Origin of the sequence: Flaviflexus ciconiae (assembly GCF_003971195.1) — a bacterium.
In the GTDB taxonomy this organism is placed as follows: Bacteria; Actinomycetota; Actinomycetes; order Actinomycetales; family Actinomycetaceae; genus Flaviflexus; species Flaviflexus ciconiae.
This window is the reverse complement of the sequence record NZ_CP034593.1, coordinates 2302921-2320437: the sequence shown is the minus strand read 5'-3', so window position 1 is coordinate 2320437 and position 17517 is coordinate 2302921. Positions and strand designations below refer to the sequence as shown.

The following is a 17517-nucleotide window of genomic DNA, read 5'->3' as shown; positions in this document are numbered from 1 at the left end:
TATCAACCCGAGGCAGTGTGAAGGTCGATGACGTCCGCGTTGAAGAACTCTGCAAGCGGATCAACCTCCTCCTGGCCCTCAGCCTTGACCTGCTCAATCTCGCGGTTGATCTCCCGCAATTCCTTTGACAGCTGCGGAATCGTCCGCACCTCCGCGACAGCAAAGCTGCCCTCGAGAGCGCTCATCACAAGAAAACGCTGGCGCTCAAGATCCGACAGACGCGAAGACTCCTGAGAAACCCCACGTTCGATAAGAGGCTGAGACACTTCGAGCTCTGCCGCGAACTTTTCTGCCTTCTCAGCCTTCTTCGCATTCCTGCGCTCACGCTGAACAGCTGCGTTCGCTTCACGACACTGATCGCAGGGATCTTCATCATTCTTCCGGTGCCTGCGATACGCAGCGATCGTTCCACACGGCTTCAGTGCCCGCGCCATGACATACCACCCCCACACAATCGGATACACGCCCCAAAAGTTGCGGAGAGAGATCATAGCCAAGGCGGCCCAGGGCGAGGCAGTCAACCCCGCCCAATAATTTTATGGACGGGGTAGGTGCAAAATATTTCAGAAAACTTTTTAGGACGCTGGACGGATCACCGGGACCACCATCGCGCCTTTGAGGCGGTTGCATTCGCGATGCATGCCGACGAAGTCTTGTTTGACAAGGTGCCCGCCGTTGGCGAGAGCGTTCGGGTGGTCAACGGTGAAGGCTTCGGGGTGGTTGTAGTCGGCGATGGTCCAGTCGAACGGCTTCCCGCACCAGTCGCAGGTTAGGCCGTTGCGCTGGTAGTGGTTGCGGAGCTGGGTGCGCTTGCGTCGGTATGCTCGGTGGCCTGTACCGTTCCTGATCCTGTCAGACACTGGCCACCTCCTGGCATCTTATGCTTCAGTGCAGATCCCATCACGCATGTAAACGAATGTTGTGCCGTCAGCCTCATAGATCCACACGCGATCTTCGCCCTGATCTGCGATGGCGATGCAGATGGCGAGAGCGTCGGTTCCTTCGGGCGAGATGCCTTGGACGCGAGGGTCAACGATGTTGGTGCGCACTCGGATCTCGCCACTGTCTTCTCGGGTCGCTGACTCGATGAGTTCAGCCTTGTCCGTGCGCAGCCCCTTCACCCAGTCGGTGATGTCCTCTTCAGCCACCGTATCGGTCTCCTCTGTCGTGGCAGGAGTAGGCTCCTGGGTCTCTTCAGGTTCGGTCTCGCTATCTGTCGCAATTATGTCTGTATTGGCTTCGGTCGTGTCACCGAATCCAAGCGCATTAAGGATGGGACCGAGGATCACGATGACGGCGAGGACGATGAGTGTAATCCCTAGTGGACGCTTCCAGAAGGGTTTAACTGTTCGCTCGTTCATCGTCCGAACTTCTTCAACAGGTCGACAACGTCCTTTGCTCCTCCACCGTCATCAACAAGTTCAAAGAGGTGCCCAGCGGGGCAACTGACGGTCCGTTGCTTCGCGACGTCTTCGAGTTTAACGCCCGTGTTCCTGCCGCACTTTGGGCACGGAATCTGAAAGTCTGACATTTTTTAGCTCTTCTCTGAACCTTGGGCATGCTTCCGCCCTCAATTAATTATGCACCGTGGTTGGGCAAAGTTGAAGTCATTTTCGTTCGGCTTGTCGCGAGTCTCTTAAGCTGCGGAGTCTGGCGACGAGGACAGGGTGGTGGAGGATAGCGGCGGGTGAATCGAGGAGCCGGTTGAGGACGAGATGATAGCGGAATGAGGACCAGCCAAACTGCCGGCGGATGGCTTCTGGTTTCGCTAGGGAGTGGTCCCAGGTTTCTTCGAAAACGAGAACCTGTTCTTCGAGGGCGTTCAGTTCAGTCATTCTTTTCCTCCTTCCTGACGCTGGCGACATCGGCCAGGCTCACAAGCCCATCCCTGCGATTGAGCAGGCCGCGGCGGACCCACGCATAAACCGTCTGCTCTGGAATCCCTAAAAGCTTCGCTGCTTCCCTTGGCCGCACACTAAGGTCAGCGCTCGCGGCTCTCCACTTCGTGAGTGCTTCAACTTCGTCCGGGGTGCGTGTGAGGTCGCAGACTGGGCAGTACAGCATTTGATCCTCGAGTCGTCGCAGGCGTGCCTCACCGCAGCCAGGGCACGTCATGTCGGTTCGTGCGGGTGCGTGCCCGGTCAGGACGGCAACTTTCGCATGGAGCTCACCGACGACTTCACAGACTGGTTCCAGGGGAAATGGTTGGCGGCCCAGGAGAGCCGCGAGCGCAGGTATGTGAGGAGGTTGCCGTCGTGGTGGTGGCCGCGCCATGCCCATTCGGTTGCGATGGTTTCGAGTGGGGTGGTGATGTTGGTGAGGTGGATGTGTTCGGTGGCTGCGGTTTCGACGCTGGAGGTTCCTGTGTGTGGGGTGGCGGTGAGGTTGAGTCCGTGGCCGGTGATGCCGTGGAGGGTGGCGGCGTGGTCGGTGAGGTGTGGCCACCAGGTGATGAGGTCGTCGAGCTGGGTGCGGAGAGTGTCGACGTCAGTCATTAGTGTCCCTGTCCTATGTGGATGCCTTGTTGCTGTCCTGTCTGGAAGCCGCGTAGTTCGGCCTTGATTCGGTCTCGGAGGATCATGACAATGAATCCGTCGCGATGTTCTTCGGGGATCATTCGGGTGTAGTCGTCCAGCGTCATGCTTGTTCCTCTTCGGGGTTGAGTCCGAGACGTTTCATAATCAGACTGATGAGATCCATATAGCCGGGGGTCTTGATCGCATTCGCGTCCACTGGGGTTGCGCCTGAGATGATCTCGCAGAACGGGCAGTTTTTATCGCGTCTCATGCTGCTGTCTCCTTCATGAAGGTCATCCAGTGCGTGGTGGTCATCATGCTGCTGTCTCCATCGTGATCGTGAGCCGGTACATGCCTGGCTCGGTCTTCTCAGGGTCACGGTCGGTCCCGTGTGCCCACCATGTGGAGTTGTCGTCGATGAGGATGCCGGCATCCACGAGTCCATCGATCGCGGCTTTGATCGTGGGCGCTGCGTTCTCCGGATCCGCACGACGAGCAGATGGATACCCGACGAGGATCGTGGAGAGAGTCCTCTCCGTCCGCCGTGACAGTCCCTGACGACGTGCCTCAAGCCGCGAGCGCATGCGGATTGCTTTTTTCTTGCGTGCTGTGGTGGCCCAGTGTTCGCGGGCGTTTTGGGTGAGCCAGTCGGTTTTGGGGATGGTGAGGGTGAATGTTTCGGTTGGGTCTGTCATGGCTGTGGCTCTCAGAAGGGTGGGGTGTCGTCGAAGTTGCTGGTTGTCCAGGGGTCGTTTTGGGGGCCTCCCAGGGGTGCGTCTATACCCGAGGTGCCAGACTGCCCTGCGTGTGCGCCCTGGGCCTGGTTTTGTGACGATTTGCGGGTCACCTGGGTGGTGGCGTAGCGCAGGGATGGGCCGATGTCGTCGATTTGGAGTTCGAGACTGGTGCGCTTATGGCCTTCGTGCTCGTACGAACGGACTGAGAAGCGACCTGTGACGAGAACTCGAGTGCCCTTGCTGAGACTGTTCGCAATGTTCTCTGCGTGTTCGCGCCAGGCAGTGCAACGAATGAACATCGCTTCGCCGTCATCCCACTGCTGGGTTTGCTTGTTGTACGTCCTGGGCGTGGCCGCGACAGTGAAGTTCACAACCGGGATACCCGAGGCAACGTAGCGCAGTTCAGGGTCACCAGTGAGATTACCGGTCACGGTCAGGGTGGGTTCATTCATCGAGTTTTCCTTCCGAAAGTAGTTTTAAATCGGGCAAGAGCAGCTTTAACGTCAGCAGTCGGAGCAGCGGGAAGTTCCCGGGGCGGCGTTCTCCCGATCCGCTCCCACGCCAGACCCTGCGCAGTCTCCGGACTCGCACCCTGCTTCACGGCCTGATGCCAGGCTCTACGCCATTCGTTCTCCAGCTGGGGACTATCAGCCAGGCCGGGCGGATACGGCACCTCAGTGTCGAGCAAGCGCTCGCGGCGGTAGGTTGCGGTGAGTTTGTTGACATGGGCGGGCATGAGCCAGTCGGTGGTGGTGGCGTAGTGCTCGATGACGGCGTTCGTGGCATCAGCGAGCGTCGTCTCGGGATGCAAGGCTTCCGCCCAGAACGCCACTGCCATTTGGCGTTCGTCATCGGAGGCGAGCCTGCGGTTGTCGCATGATGCGGCGGTTGCGAGCACTCGGGCGGCGAGGTCACGGCGAGCTTGAGGATTCATCGCTAGGCACCGCCTTCGATGGCGAACATCGACGGACCCGGGGACATGCGCTGGTTGAGGTTCTGGGCGGATTGGGCCCAGAGATCCATCCGGGATACTCCAGGTGGGCCGGTGTAGCCGCTGCTCGCTCTCGGCCGGAGTTCCCCAGCTTTGCGTAGCCAGTTCCGGAACCTGGCGTCCCAGTCTTTCGCGGTCTTGCCTCCTGCTGCGGCCCAGTCACGCATCTTCACGGCCTCCGCCTCGAGGTCTACCCCGACCTCGGACGCGATCTTCCGGTGCGTGTCGTTTGGCTGCCAGTCCTCGGGGAGGCGCACGGCCCGGGAACGGGACGGGCTCCCCCTTGGGGGTAGGGGGGTTATTCACCTTCACCTTCTTCTCACCTTCACCTTCACCTTCTACGTCGTGCACACGTTGGGTGCCCGTCGTGTCCCCGTCGTGTCCCCGTCGTGTGCCCGTTGGGTGCCCGTTGGGTTCGCCATGTGGTTCCGGTGGGTTCTCGTCGGGGTCACGGGGCGCGCCCTCTGTGGTCTCGTCGGGTGCACGCTGGGCTGAAGGCTGGATGGAAGGCGTTGCCTTGGGTGCCCGACGGGTGGACTTGTCGTCTGGGTAGTAGAGGGCATCCTCATCGTGTTCACACCACTTACACAGGGACAGGTAACGGCGATCGATCCTTTGGTGCTCTGACAGGTTCTCGACCTTGAGCCAGCCGTCGTGACGAGTCACCTGCCCCGTGTCGAGCAGTTCCTGGATGAGAGCTTCCACGTCGCAGTTATCGACAGGGAGGAGTCGAACCTTCAACTGGACTGGTTTGTCGTCCAGGTGGCCGTTGTCGCAGGCCTGGGTCCACATGCCCACGAACAGCCAGCGAGCAAGAGGGCTCAGCTCAAGGACTTTGTCGTCCGTGAAGGCTTCCGGCTTGATGCCACGCATTTTCGCCATGAGTCAGTCCATCTCTTCTGAGTCGTCGCGGGGTTCCCCCTCAGCCATGAGGAGCTGCGGGTGTTTCACGGTCTGCAGAATGAACGGCGTCATCGCCTCGATCACGGCATCCGCGAGTGCGAGTTTTGTTGTGGGTGGGACGTAGAGTCGTGTGGGTTCGGTGGTCATGCTGCGTCTTCTGGTTCGGGTTCGTGGGTGGGGGTCTGTGCGGCTTGGCGGCCTGCTTCTGCCCTGCGGTCGGCTTCGTCTTTGATGAGTTGGTCGAGGTGGGTGATGACTGCGGACGCGTCAGCGGCGGTCATGTCGGCGGCCTTGGTGATTCTTTTGTTTGTTGCATGGGAGATGTGGCCGATTTGTTTGTCGGCGTCGATGATGCCGAGGGTCTTGAATCTGCCGTGGATTGCCTGCCACTGACTGGGAGTCATGGGGCCTTGTCCGGGCTTGGGGGTGGGGCGGGCCTGTCGCACCGCATTCGTTGCCTGTGAGGCCTGGGAAGCAGATGTTGCGGGGGTTGTGGGGCGCTGCGCTTGTGGAGCGGGACGAGCGGCGGGGAGGCCTGCTAGGAGGTGCAGGAGCCCGTCAGACAGCGTCTGGGCTGAGCGGGGGAAGTCGTTGTCATAGAAGAGTGGGAACTCGGCTTTGAGTTCGTCACCGGAGTCGACGTGGATGAGTTTGCCGGTGAGGGTGATCCTGCCTTCTTCTTCGATCACTGGTGTGCAGAAGAAGATGATTCCCTGCTCTGCGAGGAGTCTGCGTGCCTGGGCGGCGTTGAGATCGTCTGGGAGTTCCTTGTGGAAGGCAAGGAGGGCTTCATCCAGATTCTGATTCTGGAGGGTGGTCATGATGTGGTTCCTTCACTGAGTTGTTTGCGGGCTTCGTCCATCTGCTTCTTCTGCTCGAGATAGCGGAAGCGACCAACACGGACGTAGTAGGTTTCACGCCTTCGCTGGGCGCAGGGCTTGCAGAAGCGTTGCCTGCTAGCGGGCGTCTCGATCCGGGTTTGGCAGGTCTCGCACTCGATCACCTCGCGCCGGGGTTTCGCGGCGCAGGCCTCGCAATAACGCTGGGTGCCGTAGGGCTCGGCAATCATGGACCCACATTTGGCACAGGGGATCGCGGGCTTGCGCTTGCGCTTACGGGCCCGTACTGTCCGCAAGGCTGCACATTCGGCGTGATAGAGCGTGGAGCTGTACACGTCGGCCGGTAGTGGCTGGCCACATTCGCGGCACGGACGCACCTTCGTCACGGCCTGCTGGGCGCCACTTGCGCGGCGTGCGCGTTGGCGTTCTTTCTGGAGCCGGTTCTTCCGCTTATAGGCGCATACCGGGTGGTAGAGGCTCCTCGGGGTGGCGTCCTTGGTTAGTGGCTCACCGCATTCCCCACAGACTCGCTGCGGGGCCGTAGGTTTCGAGGTGAGTACCTTCGCTTGAGCTTCAGCCTGCTTCGCTGCACATGGAGAATGTGCAGGCTCAGACTGGCCTGGAGGTAGGGCTTCCCCGCAGATCGAACAGGGCTGGATCTGTGCCTTACGGGCCTGCTCGAACTCAAGCAGCAAGTCTGCAAGCGTCTCGGCGTCGTCGATTGAGAACGGGGTCTTCACGGTGGGGCCACCAGTGGTGACATGGATTTGGCCCTTGGGGGTGGAGATGATGCCATTCTTCAAATGAACGGGCTCGAGCCAGGCGCGGCGGGGCCGGATTTCAAGCATCCGCAGATGATCAACCAGTTTCGCGGTCTCAGGGATCGCGATAAAGATCGACTTCCCACGGACAGTGAGTGCTGTCCCGTCCTTCCCGAAGGTGAGGGTAATGAACGGGTTCATACCTCCTCCCCTGGAAGTTCCCCGACGTGAATACCGTGCTCGTTCGCTAGATGGGTGCGAATCTGGTCCGCTTTCGCGACGTCGCCGGCATGGTGGGCTTCAGCCAGTTCGGTGATGTGGGGCAGGCCGGAGCGGACACGGGAAATGACCTGCTGCACGCGCTTACGGGCCCGGCGTTCGCGTAGGAGCGGCCAGACGTTGACGAGCGTGCACGCCACGTTGATGCCCGTGATGATGAGTGCGAGCCAGAGCTGAGTGTTCATGCTGTGCTCCCTTCACGGCAGGCCGGGGTGCATTCTGTTGCCCAGTGCCCACGTCCGTGAATGCAGATCAAGATTTCGCGGCGCAGCCTGCGAGCTCCGTGGTCCGTGACAAGGGGACGGCCCTTCCCGCCGTGGATCGCCGCTGCGATCACCATCAAATCCGTTGAGATATTCGATAGGTGCGGGTCACGGTCGCCGGTCGCGAACGCATCGGCGTATTCGGTGAGGATGTCTGCGATGCGGATCATGTGATTGGCTCCTCGTCAGTGAGGGGACCTTGCTCGTAGAGCAGGCCAAGCCACGATGAGTACTTGTAGCCGGGTCCGCTGAGTGTGGTCCAGAGGACGAATTCACGTGCCCATTTACGGCCTTCACGGTCCCAGACCGGACCCGCGGGTTCTGCGGGGAACTGGTAGGTGGTCATTTCGTGACCTCCACGTTCATGAGGGAGTGTCCGAGCATGCCAAGCGCGGCGCACATCCCGATGAAGCTCCCATTGATGGGGTTAGGGCTCGGCAGATGCGTTGCCCAGAGTGCTGCTGCGACAAGGGTCAAGGTCGCGTAGATGATGGCGGGTTTCATGGGTCAGGCTCCCGTCTTTCCGCAGGTGCAGCCATGCCCGTCCGCGCGGGGCTCGCAGGCGACGGCAGTTGAGTCGCGGCGGCAGGAAGGGCATTGCATGTAGGGCATGACGTCTTCCCAGAAGTGGATGTCGTTATATGCGTTGGCCTTGTCGAGGTGGCCACAGTGCTCGCACTCGAACAGACCTTGGAAGCGTGGGTTTCTAGCAGAGGGGTCTGAGAGTTTTTGTTTCAGTCGCATGGGGTATCCTTTGGGTTAGATAGTTTGTTTGGCTGTCTTTGGTCCCCCGCTTGTTGCTGCAGGTGGGGGACTTTTTTATGCGGGGTTGCGCCAGGGGCGTTGGTTCATGAAGGTTTCTAGGTCTTTCAGGCGTATGCGGACGGTGCGGTGGCCGAGTTTCACGGCGGGAATTGTTCCGTCGGCGATGCGGGCTGAAATGAAATCGATGCCGACGTCGAGGAGTTCGGCTGCGCGTTGTTTCGAAACCATCCGAGTTTCGGCTTCACGCCGATCCTGCAGAGGAGTGCTCATTTCTGGTTCACCTCCCCCGCATCACGTGATTCTGGGGACGCTGGGGGTTCCTCCTCAGTAGGCTGAGGAGTGCTAGTCACACCTACTGAGGAGGAAGAATGGTTGACTACAGGAAAGCGTTGCCGCTCAGGGAACAGAGTCTCGAGCTCCTGCAAGAACAGCTTGAATCCTGGAACAAGGTCATCAACGACGTGGGTCGCAACGGAGGCGATATAAGCACGTTGCACACTGCTTGGATTGCACAATGCAAGATCGGGATCGAACTGTGCATCAGGGCATATCGTGAGCTTGCGAGCGACACCAAGAAGATCGATAGTCGGGTAACCGTCCTTGCGGAGTCCCTCGATCGTCTGACCAGCCTCGTGGAGCAGGCGGAACCGGAAAGTGGTTCCGTTGACAGTCGTTCCGAACTCCAGGGTGAACTCGACTCCCTTCGAGACGAGATCAAGAGCGTTCGGGAAGACGTTGCTGGCAAGTCGGGCACCGGCAAGTTCATAGAGAGCTTCGCGACCAGTTTCGGGACTGCTGCAGGTACAAGCATTGGAGCCGCGGCGGCCGCGGTTGGAATCAACCTCACCAATCAGTAGCTGGCCCCAGCGAAGGGTGTTCATGCTGTCTCCCCTGGCGGCTGGTGACTGAGCTTGATGGCCCGTTGGAGGCAGAAAACAGCGGTGCGGATCCGGGCCGGGCTCGTCGGCGCATCGGAGGGGTGCTGGATCAGGGCATAGGCCTGGTCAACCCATTTCTGAGCTAGTGAATTCATGACGAGATCACCGTCGTTCTCGTGGATGACGGGCAGGCGTACATCACCAACACTGAAACTGGGACCAAGACGGAGGTCTTCGAGGTCCAGGATGGCGCGATCATGTTTGACTTTGAGGGAGGGATTAATTTTGACGAATAAGTCTTTTACTTGAGCCATGAGGAGGTTCCTTCGATCGAGTCAGCGAGAGATTTGATGAGCTTGACGGCTTCACTGGTGGTGATGATGGCGAGCAGGATCCGGTCTTCACCGAATGGATCGCCTTGATAGAGTGCGATGCGGCCGGGCTCCCACGGGTGCGAGGTGACGTGACGTTCGGTCATGACGCCACCTGTGCGTAGTAATCGGTCCAGATCTCGTCCATGAGGGGGCGGTCAGCTTCGGTGTAGGCGTTGACGTTCTTGATCTGACCGTTCTTGATCTGTAGCGGGTACTGGCCAGGTGCCTTACCGTGACGCAGCGTGTAGGCGGCCTTCAATCGTTTCCCGAATGTGCCGGCTACCTTGCGGAGCTGGCTGGTGGAAAGGTTCTTCTGCTCGAGGTATGCCTGAACATAGAGAGGCCTCTTCTCGCGGTCGAGGACAGGCTTCTCACCGAGCCCTTCAGCGAGAACAATCCGGGCCCTAGCTTCGAGGTGGTCGGCGTGGATGAGGCCTTTGGCTGCTTGGCAGAGTTCCATCTTCATTTGGGCTTGCCGGATGATCGCGTTCACCTGGTGCTCGCTAGCGCGCGGGTTGATGACTCCACCCTCGTGGAAGTATTTGTCGAGGGTGTCAGCGGCTTCGCATTGGTAAGCCTCGAGGAGTTCACGTGCTGCTTCGTTTTTGATGCGGCTGGTTTGGATGGTGGCGAGCCACATGGTGAACGTCCGACGATCCACGAAGGTGACCTCACGCGACTGGACATCGCCGGGTACCTGCGTGGGCATAACACCCACGGAGGCCCACGGTTGGCGCTTGAGACGCTGGAGTTGCCCGGAGTAGTCGAGCCCGAGGGATTCGCAGACCGGACGGACCGCGATGTGGATGCCGTCGTCATTCTTGACTGCGTGGATATTGGTCCCGTGGAAGGGGACTGCTGTAAGGTGAGACATGAAAGCTAATTCCTTTCGATTGGGACCGTCGCGCTGCTACGCGGCGGTCTTTCCGTTGTTCCGGCTGGCTACAACCGCTAAACGTGCATCGCTGGATGTTGCGTCGGTGGTTCTTGGTTTGAATAGCGCCTCAATGGGGATGTCAATCGCTTGGCAGATAGCCTGGGCGATTTCGTTTCCAGTGCCGTCACGCCGCCCAGCTGCAAGGTGACCAATAAGGGCCTTTGAGCAACCAGACTTCGCTGCAAGCTGTCCATAGGACATGTCTCGAAACTTGAGGAACTGCTTAAGTGCCGCCGGCGCGAGGAGCTCTGCAAAGTAGGACGGGGTCGTGCCTCGTGTCTTGGGTAGTGTCTCTGCTTGAGCGAGGCACGAATCGAATGACCGTTGCAGGAGTTCGGTTTGACTATCCCCTTTGATGGTCAGCTCGTTGACTTTTGCTTCAAGGTGGGGGTACTCAGAAATCCACACGCGTTGCATTGGATGCCCGATTCGCTTACCTGTGTAACGATGTTGGCGGATCCTCTCTTTAGGATTGCCGGTAATGCCTACCTTCGTGAGGTTTGAGCCAAACTCGACAAGATAGAGGTAGAACCCGCCTTGCATGCTGGTGGTGGGAGTGGTCATGCCGTCACACCCTGAGGGAGGCGCAGCGATAAATCTTCGAGTTGTTTTGACATCCGCTTGATTTGGTCCTGCGCGGCTTTCAGATCCTTGCGGAGCTTGTTCTCTTCGATCTGGCGCGTAGCTTCGTCGGCGTCGAAGTAGCCTTCACGGATGATTGCGATTGGGCGGACGTTGAGAACCTCAGATGCCTTGGTGAGTAGTTTTTCGCTAAGTGGCTTTCGTCCGAGCTCAATATTCGTCAGATACGGGCGTGAAATTAGTAGTTCATTGGCGAACTCGTCTTGCGTGAATCCGCGAAGTTCACGGATTGTGCGGAGCGTCGTTCCGATTCTTTCCGCTTCACATTCCTGCTTGTTCCTTTTCATGCCCACGACCCTACAGGAACAAATTGGCACGAGCAACAATATTGCATAGGAACGTTCCTTATTGTGCGTGTTTTCGCAGGTCAGAAAGGAGAACAAGTCTGTAATTACAGGCGCGGGTTTCCGGCGTGTCTCCTGTTTGTTCCTGCAAAATTACTTTTGATGTTCCTATCCGTTTCCGGCACGATTGAGGAATGAATCCGAACGTCGATACACAAGCCCTCGCGCAAGCCGTCACTCAACGACGCGCAACCTTGGGCATTGACACCCAACGCGAGTTAGCGGAGAAGGCAGACCTATCTCCACGCATGGTTGGTGAAATCGAAAACGCTCGTCGCGACTCCTACCGCGACTCCACCCTCTTCAAAATCGACCGGGCGCTCAACTGGAAACTTGGTTCCTCCCAAGGAGTTCTAAATGGATTGCCCCCTTACCCTCTCGAGGATCACGTCGACACTGACGAAGCGGTTGAAGAGGGCTTTGATGATGAAGACATCGAGGGCGTAAGTGCCGGCACAAACGACTATGACATCTCCGTAAGCGAGGACCGTCTTACCTTCACCATCTATATTGACCGCAGGGTGGGCGATCGCGATGACTTCACTGTGACCGCGCTTCTCGATGTAGCTGAGGAAGCTTTTGAGTTTGTTTCCGATCGCATTGAGCAATCACGCTCCCAGCCCTCGGAACTAGCGGGGATGAGCGACAAAGAGAGGCTCGAATGGGCACACAAGATCATCGAGAAGTTCGCACCACTGCAGAGACGAGACACCGAACCCACGCCCACGAGCGCGCCTACTGAACAGGAGAAGTCTGCGGCCGCGAGCGCAGCTACCCCGGATCCTGCTGTCGCCTATGACGATGTTGCGCAGGCGAAACTGGCTGAGGTGCTCCAATCGGACTACACCCCGGCAGCGTCCCCGCATGCACAGCTAGACCCCCACAACGGTGTGGGAGAAGAGAATCAGGATGAGTAGCAGAATGAGGGATCCCCATGACCACGCTCGTCGTGAGCGCTATTCGCACCAGAATAAGAAGCTTCGATCGTGCACTCGAACCCCGATGCCTTATAAGTGGTTACATGTAGGAGAGTTCTTTGACGGGAACCAGCCAAACCGCTCCTGGCACGACATGCCATGCTACCTAAATGAGGATCTTGACGCGGACTACGACAGAGAATCTATTCCGACTGAGAGGCGAGGGTATATGAAAGCCGAAATCGAAGTGGCCCTCAGGAAGGCAGCGGGAGGAAAGCTCAGTCAGGATGACGACGACCACTGGGGCGAAAAAGGACATACTGTTCGAACAAGGGACCATCCCGACGTGTTTGAGATACGCGTTCCTGAGCCTCTCCGGTTCGATGGGAAAGAGTGGTTATGCCGCATTTACTACGCCGAACCTGCGAGCACGAGCCTTCTGGTTAGTCTCGGATCACAGCTTAAACATATAAAGTCGAGAGCGGAGAACCCGTCATACGCCACGCAAAAGAGGCTGCAAGACGGCCGAATATATAGCGCTTGCGATCGCGGCTGGGCATGGCATCGAAAGCGGCGCGTTACTTAGTTGTGACGTTATCCGCATGGCGAAAATGCCATATCGAGCATAGAATTTATGACACCATGTTGTAAACGAATAGAGGTGAGGAGGGACCATGACAATAAGACTGACGGAAGAGCAGGTATTTGAATGGGCAGTGGATCAGGCCTTGCGGGACGAGGAAGTCCTTGAAGCTCTAGTTGACATTCGTCGCTCAAGGGAGCCCCTCGGTCTAACTCAGAAGGTCGTTGCCAGAATAATGGGCACAGACCAGGCTAACATCTCGAGACTGGAGACCGGTCGGGCAGATGTCCGCCGCAGGACGTTACGGGAGTATGCCGTAGCCATCGGTGCAGAGATTCACTACAACGTCCAGCTTGCTGACGGTCATCCTTGCATGCAAGGCTCAGACACATCAGAATATGACACTAATAGCCAGTTCGAGCATAACGCTGATTCCTTAGAGCGGGCCTCTGATGTTCGCAGACTTGAGTCTCTGATTAAGGAAACGGAATCGTGGCAGCCTTGGACTTCGGGAACACCCCAGAAGCATGCTGGCCCCCTGGGCGGGAGTCGTTAGTGCATATCAGTTCATCGAGCCTTATCCGCATAATGGTGTCACCAATTGATAATCTAAACACTCACGGTGACGATGCGGCGGTCAAGTCTTACGTAAAACTTTTTGCTGATCCCTCCAGCGACGATTCCGGCGAAGCAAACTTCACTCAAATAGTCTATACATTGGACGTCCGCTTGTCTGAGGGCGAGTGGATGGCGGCGGGAACGGCTCAAGTAGTTCTTGATATCACTGGAGAGATCGGTGACGTTAGGGGCGACGTGGCTAATAAGCGATTCTCGGCGCTCTCTGCAGAGTTCAAAGACTTTGCCATGCCAGTGCTCTGGCTCGCAGTTGCTCCGAGTATGGCCGCAACAATTGCAATGATTCCCCGTGCAAAATTGAAATCCCTCCGGACGGTTTGGAGATCGATTTTCTATCGCCTGACGTCGAGGAACCTATCGGTGAGGACGGGGAAGCCGAAGATAACTGAGGCACCTATTCGCCCTCACCATCGTTTACGCTCCATTACGTGACCGATCTTGAGTTGATTGCGGCCCTCGAGCGTGAGGGCGTGCACGTAGTCTTCCTGCCTTACCCGAAGCCGGGAGCGTATTGGCATGAGCAGCGGCTGATCATCGTGGACGCCAGACTCTCGCCTAGGTGGCAGCGTTGCACTCTTGCTCATGAGGCGGTGCATGCGTGGTTTGGGCATGATGGGCCGTGTGAGCCGGCGCGTGAGGCTTGGGTGGATGAGCATGCTGCAGGACTACTCATCAGTGAGGCGGAGTATCGGTTGGCTGAGCGGATCCATGGAAGTGACGTGCACGGGATCGCTGATGAGCTCGACGTGACGGATTGGATTGTAGAGGCGTATCGGCGGCGGTTGGCAAATGTTGCTTAAGCCTGCACGAAGTGAAGGACTCAGGGACACTTGAGGGATACATTGTTAGGCCACTGCCCCGGTAGATCGTTGGTATAACACCAGTATCTAGGGGTCTTGTTTCAAATCCCTCCGTCTCCGCAAATCGGGCCGATCATGGAAACATGGTCGGCCCTTTTGCGTTTAGACGTTCCGGCTTGCTCGATCATTGTGGGCGCAAACAAAAACGGCCCCTTCGGAAAGGGGCCGTCGGACTTCAGTCGTGTTTGCAACCGAAGCGTGGTATGAGTTGACAATACCCGGTAAACAGCGAAAGCCAAGGCGAAATACCAAATGGTGAACGAGAACTCCCAGCAGGAGCGCCTGGCCGTTTATATCGATGGATTCAACCTGTACCACGGCCTACACGACAGTAGTAACCGTGCAAATCTGTAGCTGAATGTCGTAAAGCTGTCTAGATCGCTGCGCCCACGCCAGAGACTCGTATCCGTCAAGTACTTTACCTCTTCCGTACTCAACGACCCTGACGCACAAAGCAGACAAGACCATTACCTAGACGCCCTGGTCGCCGCTAATCCCACAATCCTTGAAGTAATTCATGGCCGGTATCAGCAAAAGGAACGGCGCTGCTTTAAGTGTGGCCACAAATGCATCAGCTACGAGGAAAAGGAAACGGACGTCAACCTTGCAACATCGATAGTCGTAGACGTTGCCAAAGACATCTTCGATACCGCAATGATAGTTTCTGCGGACAGTGCCGTTGCCCCAGCAGTTCGAGCTGCCAGGAAAATCCGATCAAACATGTTCATTTTTTGCGCCTTTCCTCCAAAGCGCTCATCATCCGAACTCAAAGAATTGATGCCAGCCTCCTTTCAAATAGGCGTAGCAAAGATCCGCAATGCCCAGCTGCCGGACAAGTTCACGAAGAACGGAAAACCCTATCAACGCCCCGACAAGTGGCACTAACGCCTTGCGCTATACCATCCCGCCCCAGGCCAGCGATGCCGCGGAGCGCGAATTACGCGCGATCTTCAACTGCACGTCCTTGTGTGTAGGGCCAGATGGGCCTGAGCGTGCAACTTGAGTTGATGGCGCAAGCAACACTTCCTCTCGTCCGCCAGACCGAGTATGTGGTGACAGAGTAAATATACGGTTGGGCCGTACACGCAAATGTCGGGAAGGACGATGCGACAAGACGAATCATGTTGGAATTCCGAGGACATTCGGGGCCTTATGTAAGCAGCCCACAACAGCCACAGATGATTCAGCCAGGGTTCTCTAAAGACGGATCAAGACTCATTCCAAATCCTCAGGCATCACCCCTTAAGAGCCTTTACTTGTTGTTCGGACGGGCACCAAGATCGAGGCCTCCACATCTTCTTATCACAGAGACATGGTCGGCCCCTCACACTGATGCGAGTTGAACTCTGGGAACCTAGGCCTCCTGACTTTCACCCAAGTTACGAACGGAAATCTCGAAGTGAAAGCGCGCTTGCAGAAAGTTTCCGCTCGGACTCCGGATCGATTTACCGACTTCGACTCCCAGCCCCAAGTCCCCACATTTTCCACTACCCTCTACCAGACAGGGGTTGTAACGTAGGTCTCACACTTGGGAGGTGTTATGGAATTTACACACGGAACCCCCTGTTGGATGCAGGTGGAGTTCAATGACCTGGATTCCGGTACCGAATTTTTTCGCCGAACAGCTGGATGGGAGATTCCTCCAGGCGATCCAGCAATGGGAGGATACGCAATCGCCTCCATCGCAGGAAAGCCAGTTAGCGGAATCTGGCCAGTGCCAGCGGAAGAGTCCGAACCAGACGCAATAGATGTCTGGATCTCGGTCGACAAGATTGAGAGCGCACTCGCGCGAGTTAAGGAACTCGGTGCGGAAGTTATCGCAATGGATGGCGTTGAGATCCAGCAAGTGATGGAGCTCGGCAAGCAAGTTTTCCTCAAGGATCCTTCCGGAGCTCACTTTGGGCTGTGGGAGCCGATCACCTTTAACGGGATTGACGTCATGATGGTCCCCGGTTCACCGTTCTGGTTCGAGCACCTCAGCCCCGACCCAGCCACCTCAGCCGCTTTCTACGCCAACGCTTTCGATCTGGATTTGGTCAATCACGGCGACGAATACTGGACGATCAAGGTGCCCGGAGCACCGGCAGACGCATACGGTTTTGCGTTCCCACAACAGGACGGGAACACCAAAGCCACCTGGTTTGTTTCACTTTTCACTGACGATCTCGACAAGTCAGCGGACCTCGTTCGCGAAAACGGTGGAACTGCCGACGAAGAGTTCGTTGACATGGGTGAAATGGGCAGGTTCACCTACGCAACGACCCCTGCAGGGGTCCCCTACGGCCTGTGGGAAGCCAATCTTGACGGCATGGACTAACCCGATTGAACTCTTCAGCCGCTGAGTGGCAATGACCAGTGAGGGCCCGGTTCTATCAGATGGAGCCGGGCCCTCACTGGCGGATGAGCCGCCTGATCGGTCACTGTCAGGGAGCAGGAAACTCTGTGGCCGGGTTTTCCTGCTGCTGGTCATCCTCGTCGTAGTTACCGCCCTTGACGGTGATGAGGACGCGCGGCTCACTATCGTCAGCATTCATCGCGTACGCCACGCCGGCGCCCGATGCCATGCTGAGAATTGCTGCCATAAGAGCTGCAATCCGAAGCTTGCTAGTCATTTCATCCTCCTTAGTGCGGTACCTGTGTTCTTGTGAAGAATTGGGTTTCGCCCCCAACTACCTCGACAGGAGCATCGCCCGAATTCAGTGGTTGCCCGGATCAGTCACCCGAGTCAGCGGACGGGGCGGACCAGCCCGAGTCAGCCGAAGGTGCTGAGTATCCGGAATCAGCTGAGGGAGCGGAGACCGGGGACGGAGCCGAAACCGGGGAAGGTGCTGACACCGGTGAGGGTGCCGAGTAGACGGGGGCCGGTGCCTGGACCGGCGCCTTCTTAACGGGTGCGGGCTGCGTCGTGGCGGGCTGACGTGCCGGAGCAGGCGATGCAGCGGACGGAGCCGAAACCGGGGAGACAGCCGAGACCGGGGAAGCTGCCGAGACGTTGATGACGTTCGGGGCGGGTGCCGGGGAAGCAGCAGAGACCGCGGACTTTGCCGACGGGGTCGACACTGCCGACTTGGCGGACTGCGTGCTCTTGGCCGACTGCGTGGAGACGGCGGAGACTGTGGTCTGTGCCGAACGTGCAGAAGCCGTTGAGTTCGAGTCCTGTACGGAGTTGTTTTGGAGCTGGACCGCGGGGGTGACCTGGTCGTTGTTCGAGTCGGCAACCGCGAGGCCAGTGCCTGCGAAGATCGAGAGGGCGCCGAGTGTGCCGGTGGCGATCCACAGTTTGCGTGACATT

General features: G+C 57.9%; 35 protein-coding genes. 6 read left to right on the top strand and 29 right to left on the bottom strand.

What is annotated here, in order from left to right; translation table 11 throughout:
- Positions 1 to 2: 2 nt before the first annotated feature.
- The 22 genes from EJ997_RS10215 to EJ997_RS10140 all read right to left on the bottom strand — a co-directional run bounded on the left by EJ997_RS10215 (position 3) and on the right by EJ997_RS10140 (position 8324).
- Positions 3 to 434 (bottom strand): hypothetical protein, encoded by a 432-nt coding sequence (locus EJ997_RS10215; RefSeq protein WP_126704460.1) that lies wholly within the window; start codon positions 432 to 434, stop codon positions 3 to 5.
- A 141-nt stretch (positions 435 to 575) separates the two neighbouring features.
- Entirely contained in the window at positions 576 to 860 is a 285-nt protein-coding gene (locus tag EJ997_RS10210) for an HNH endonuclease (RefSeq protein ID WP_126704459.1), read from the bottom strand.
- Between the two features lie 18 nt (positions 861 to 878).
- Complete coding sequence (locus EJ997_RS10205) at positions 879 to 1361, bottom strand: hypothetical protein (RefSeq protein WP_126704458.1); 483 nt, start codon at positions 1359 to 1361, stop codon at positions 879 to 881.
- A complete protein-coding gene (locus EJ997_RS12970) occupies positions 1358 to 1531 on the bottom strand; it encodes a hypothetical protein (RefSeq protein ID WP_164719949.1) in 174 nt (57 codons plus the stop codon). Before EJ997_RS12970 ends, EJ997_RS10205 begins: the two co-directional genes overlap by 4 nt.
- 76 nt (positions 1532 to 1607) lie before the next feature.
- Complete coding sequence (locus tag EJ997_RS10200; protein WP_206501647.1) at positions 1608 to 1835, bottom strand: DUF3263 domain-containing protein; 228 nt, start codon at positions 1833 to 1835, stop codon at positions 1608 to 1610.
- Positions 1828 to 2064, bottom strand: coding sequence for a helix-turn-helix domain-containing protein (locus tag EJ997_RS14120; protein WP_407644349.1), 237 nt, complete (start codon positions 2062 to 2064; stop codon positions 1828 to 1830). The genes EJ997_RS10200 and EJ997_RS14120 overlap by 8 nt, the downstream gene beginning before the upstream one ends.
- A 77-nt stretch (positions 2065 to 2141) precedes the next feature.
- On the bottom strand, positions 2142 to 2495 hold the full coding sequence (locus EJ997_RS10195) for a hypothetical protein (protein WP_126704456.1): 354 nt from the start codon (positions 2493 to 2495) through the stop codon (positions 2142 to 2144).
- On the bottom strand, positions 2495 to 2641 hold the full coding sequence (locus tag EJ997_RS12965) for a hypothetical protein (protein WP_164719948.1): 147 nt from the start codon (positions 2639 to 2641) through the stop codon (positions 2495 to 2497). Before EJ997_RS12965 ends, EJ997_RS10195 begins: the two co-directional genes overlap by 1 nt.
- Positions 2638 to 2787 (bottom strand): hypothetical protein, encoded by a 150-nt coding sequence (locus EJ997_RS12960; protein ID WP_164719947.1) that lies wholly within the window; start codon positions 2785 to 2787, stop codon positions 2638 to 2640. The genes EJ997_RS12965 and EJ997_RS12960 overlap by 4 nt, the downstream gene beginning before the upstream one ends.
- A gap of 43 nt (positions 2788 to 2830) precedes the next feature.
- Positions 2831 to 3211: a hypothetical protein gene (locus EJ997_RS10190; RefSeq protein WP_126704455.1), complete on the bottom strand. Its 381-nt coding sequence runs from the start codon at positions 3209 to 3211 to the stop codon at positions 2831 to 2833.
- An 11-nt stretch (positions 3212 to 3222) separates the two neighbouring features.
- Positions 3223 to 3705: a single-stranded DNA-binding protein gene (locus tag EJ997_RS10185; protein WP_126704454.1), complete on the bottom strand. Its 483-nt coding sequence runs from the start codon at positions 3703 to 3705 to the stop codon at positions 3223 to 3225.
- Entirely contained in the window at positions 3702 to 4187 is a 486-nt protein-coding gene (locus EJ997_RS10180) for a hypothetical protein (RefSeq protein ID WP_126704453.1), read from the bottom strand. The genes EJ997_RS10185 and EJ997_RS10180 overlap by 4 nt, the downstream gene beginning before the upstream one ends.
- A 2-nt stretch (positions 4188 to 4189) precedes the next feature.
- On the bottom strand, positions 4190 to 4411 hold the full coding sequence (locus EJ997_RS10175) for a hypothetical protein (protein WP_164719946.1): 222 nt from the start codon (positions 4409 to 4411) through the stop codon (positions 4190 to 4192).
- Positions 4404 to 5126, bottom strand: coding sequence for a hypothetical protein (locus EJ997_RS10170; protein ID WP_126704451.1), 723 nt, complete (start codon positions 5124 to 5126; stop codon positions 4404 to 4406). Before EJ997_RS10170 ends, EJ997_RS10175 begins: the two co-directional genes overlap by 8 nt.
- Before the next feature lie 3 nt (positions 5127 to 5129).
- Positions 5130 to 5294, bottom strand: a complete 165-nt coding sequence (locus tag EJ997_RS12955; RefSeq protein WP_164719945.1) for a hypothetical protein — start codon at positions 5292 to 5294, stop codon at positions 5130 to 5132.
- Complete coding sequence (locus EJ997_RS10165) at positions 5291 to 5968, bottom strand: hypothetical protein (protein ID WP_126704450.1); 678 nt, start codon at positions 5966 to 5968, stop codon at positions 5291 to 5293. Before EJ997_RS10165 ends, EJ997_RS12955 begins: the two co-directional genes overlap by 4 nt.
- Positions 5965 to 6948, bottom strand: coding sequence for a hypothetical protein (locus tag EJ997_RS10160; protein WP_126704449.1), 984 nt, complete (start codon positions 6946 to 6948; stop codon positions 5965 to 5967). Before EJ997_RS10160 ends, EJ997_RS10165 begins: the two co-directional genes overlap by 4 nt.
- The gene (locus EJ997_RS10155; protein ID WP_126704448.1) at positions 6945 to 7211 is read right to left on the bottom strand and encodes a hypothetical protein; all 267 of its coding nucleotides are present in this window, start codon (positions 7209 to 7211) and stop codon (positions 6945 to 6947) included. The genes EJ997_RS10160 and EJ997_RS10155 overlap by 4 nt, the downstream gene beginning before the upstream one ends.
- Positions 7208 to 7459: a hypothetical protein gene (locus tag EJ997_RS10150; protein ID WP_126704447.1), complete on the bottom strand. Its 252-nt coding sequence runs from the start codon at positions 7457 to 7459 to the stop codon at positions 7208 to 7210. The genes EJ997_RS10155 and EJ997_RS10150 overlap by 4 nt, the downstream gene beginning before the upstream one ends.
- Entirely contained in the window at positions 7456 to 7635 is a 180-nt protein-coding gene (locus tag EJ997_RS10145) for a hypothetical protein (protein ID WP_126704446.1), read from the bottom strand. The genes EJ997_RS10150 and EJ997_RS10145 overlap by 4 nt, the downstream gene beginning before the upstream one ends.
- Entirely contained in the window at positions 7632 to 7793 is a 162-nt protein-coding gene (locus EJ997_RS12950; RefSeq protein WP_164719944.1) for a hypothetical protein, read from the bottom strand. Before EJ997_RS12950 ends, EJ997_RS10145 begins: the two co-directional genes overlap by 4 nt.
- A gap of 315 nt (positions 7794 to 8108) precedes the next feature.
- Positions 8109 to 8324: a helix-turn-helix transcriptional regulator gene (locus tag EJ997_RS10140; RefSeq protein WP_206501646.1), complete on the bottom strand. Its 216-nt coding sequence runs from the start codon at positions 8322 to 8324 to the stop codon at positions 8109 to 8111.
- A gap of 98 nt (positions 8325 to 8422) precedes the next feature.
- On the opposite strand from EJ997_RS10140, the gene EJ997_RS10135 reads away from it, so the two are divergent.
- Positions 8423 to 8911: a hypothetical protein gene (locus EJ997_RS10135; RefSeq protein ID WP_126704445.1), complete on the top strand. Its 489-nt coding sequence runs from the start codon at positions 8423 to 8425 to the stop codon at positions 8909 to 8911.
- 20 nt (positions 8912 to 8931) lie between these two features.
- Here EJ997_RS10135 and EJ997_RS10130 read toward each other — a convergent pair whose 3' ends face one another.
- Genes EJ997_RS10130 through EJ997_RS10115 form a run of 5 tightly spaced genes read right to left on the bottom strand, consistent with a single transcriptional unit; the run spans position 8932 to position 11172 of the window.
- Positions 8932 to 9246, bottom strand: a complete 315-nt coding sequence (locus EJ997_RS10130) for a hypothetical protein (RefSeq protein ID WP_126704444.1) — start codon at positions 9244 to 9246, stop codon at positions 8932 to 8934.
- A complete protein-coding gene (locus tag EJ997_RS12945; protein WP_164719943.1) occupies positions 9234 to 9410 on the bottom strand; it encodes a hypothetical protein in 177 nt (58 codons plus the stop codon). The genes EJ997_RS10130 and EJ997_RS12945 overlap by 13 nt, the downstream gene beginning before the upstream one ends.
- Entirely contained in the window at positions 9407 to 10180 is a 774-nt protein-coding gene (locus tag EJ997_RS10125; RefSeq protein ID WP_126704443.1) for a phage antirepressor N-terminal domain-containing protein, read from the bottom strand. The genes EJ997_RS12945 and EJ997_RS10125 overlap by 4 nt, the downstream gene beginning before the upstream one ends.
- A 36-nt stretch (positions 10181 to 10216) precedes the next feature.
- Positions 10217 to 10807, bottom strand: a complete 591-nt coding sequence (locus EJ997_RS10120; RefSeq protein WP_126704442.1) for a helix-turn-helix transcriptional regulator — start codon at positions 10805 to 10807, stop codon at positions 10217 to 10219.
- Positions 10804 to 11172 carry a helix-turn-helix domain-containing protein gene (locus EJ997_RS10115; RefSeq protein WP_126704441.1) on the bottom strand — a complete coding sequence of 123 codons (369 nt, stop codon included), beginning with the start codon at positions 11170 to 11172 and terminating at the stop codon, positions 10804 to 10806. Before EJ997_RS10115 ends, EJ997_RS10120 begins: the two co-directional genes overlap by 4 nt.
- A 191-nt stretch (positions 11173 to 11363) precedes the next feature.
- On the opposite strand from EJ997_RS10115, the gene EJ997_RS10110 reads away from it, so the two are divergent.
- The 5 genes from EJ997_RS10110 to EJ997_RS10085 all read left to right on the top strand — a co-directional run bounded on the left by EJ997_RS10110 (position 11364) and on the right by EJ997_RS10085 (position 16542).
- The gene (locus EJ997_RS10110) at positions 11364 to 12146 is read left to right on the top strand and encodes a helix-turn-helix domain-containing protein (RefSeq protein ID WP_126704440.1); all 783 of its coding nucleotides are present in this window, start codon (positions 11364 to 11366) and stop codon (positions 12144 to 12146) included.
- A 674-nt stretch (positions 12147 to 12820) separates the two neighbouring features.
- On the top strand, positions 12821 to 13285 hold the full coding sequence (locus tag EJ997_RS10105) for a helix-turn-helix domain-containing protein (RefSeq protein WP_126704439.1): 465 nt from the start codon (positions 12821 to 12823) through the stop codon (positions 13283 to 13285).
- Positions 13286 to 13793: 508 nt separating this feature from the next.
- Positions 13794 to 14165 carry an ImmA/IrrE family metallo-endopeptidase gene (locus EJ997_RS10095; RefSeq protein WP_126704437.1) on the top strand — a complete coding sequence of 124 codons (372 nt, stop codon included), beginning with the start codon at positions 13794 to 13796 and terminating at the stop codon, positions 14163 to 14165.
- A 414-nt stretch (positions 14166 to 14579) separates the two neighbouring features.
- A complete protein-coding gene (locus EJ997_RS14115) occupies positions 14580 to 15110 on the top strand; it encodes an NYN domain-containing protein (RefSeq protein WP_126705039.1) in 531 nt (176 codons plus the stop codon).
- A 655-nt stretch (positions 15111 to 15765) separates the two neighbouring features.
- Positions 15766 to 16542, top strand: coding sequence for a VOC family protein (locus EJ997_RS10085; RefSeq protein ID WP_126704436.1), 777 nt, complete (start codon positions 15766 to 15768; stop codon positions 16540 to 16542).
- A gap of 106 nt (positions 16543 to 16648) precedes the next feature.
- Here the strand turns inward: EJ997_RS10085 and EJ997_RS10080 are convergent, their stop codons facing one another.
- Complete coding sequence (locus EJ997_RS10080) at positions 16649 to 16837, bottom strand: hypothetical protein (RefSeq protein WP_126704435.1); 189 nt, start codon at positions 16835 to 16837, stop codon at positions 16649 to 16651.
- Between the two features lie 100 nt (positions 16838 to 16937).
- Positions 16938 to 17516 carry a hypothetical protein gene (locus EJ997_RS10075; protein WP_126704434.1) on the bottom strand — a complete coding sequence of 193 codons (579 nt, stop codon included), beginning with the start codon at positions 17514 to 17516 and terminating at the stop codon, positions 16938 to 16940.
- Position 17517: the final 1 nt, after the last annotated feature.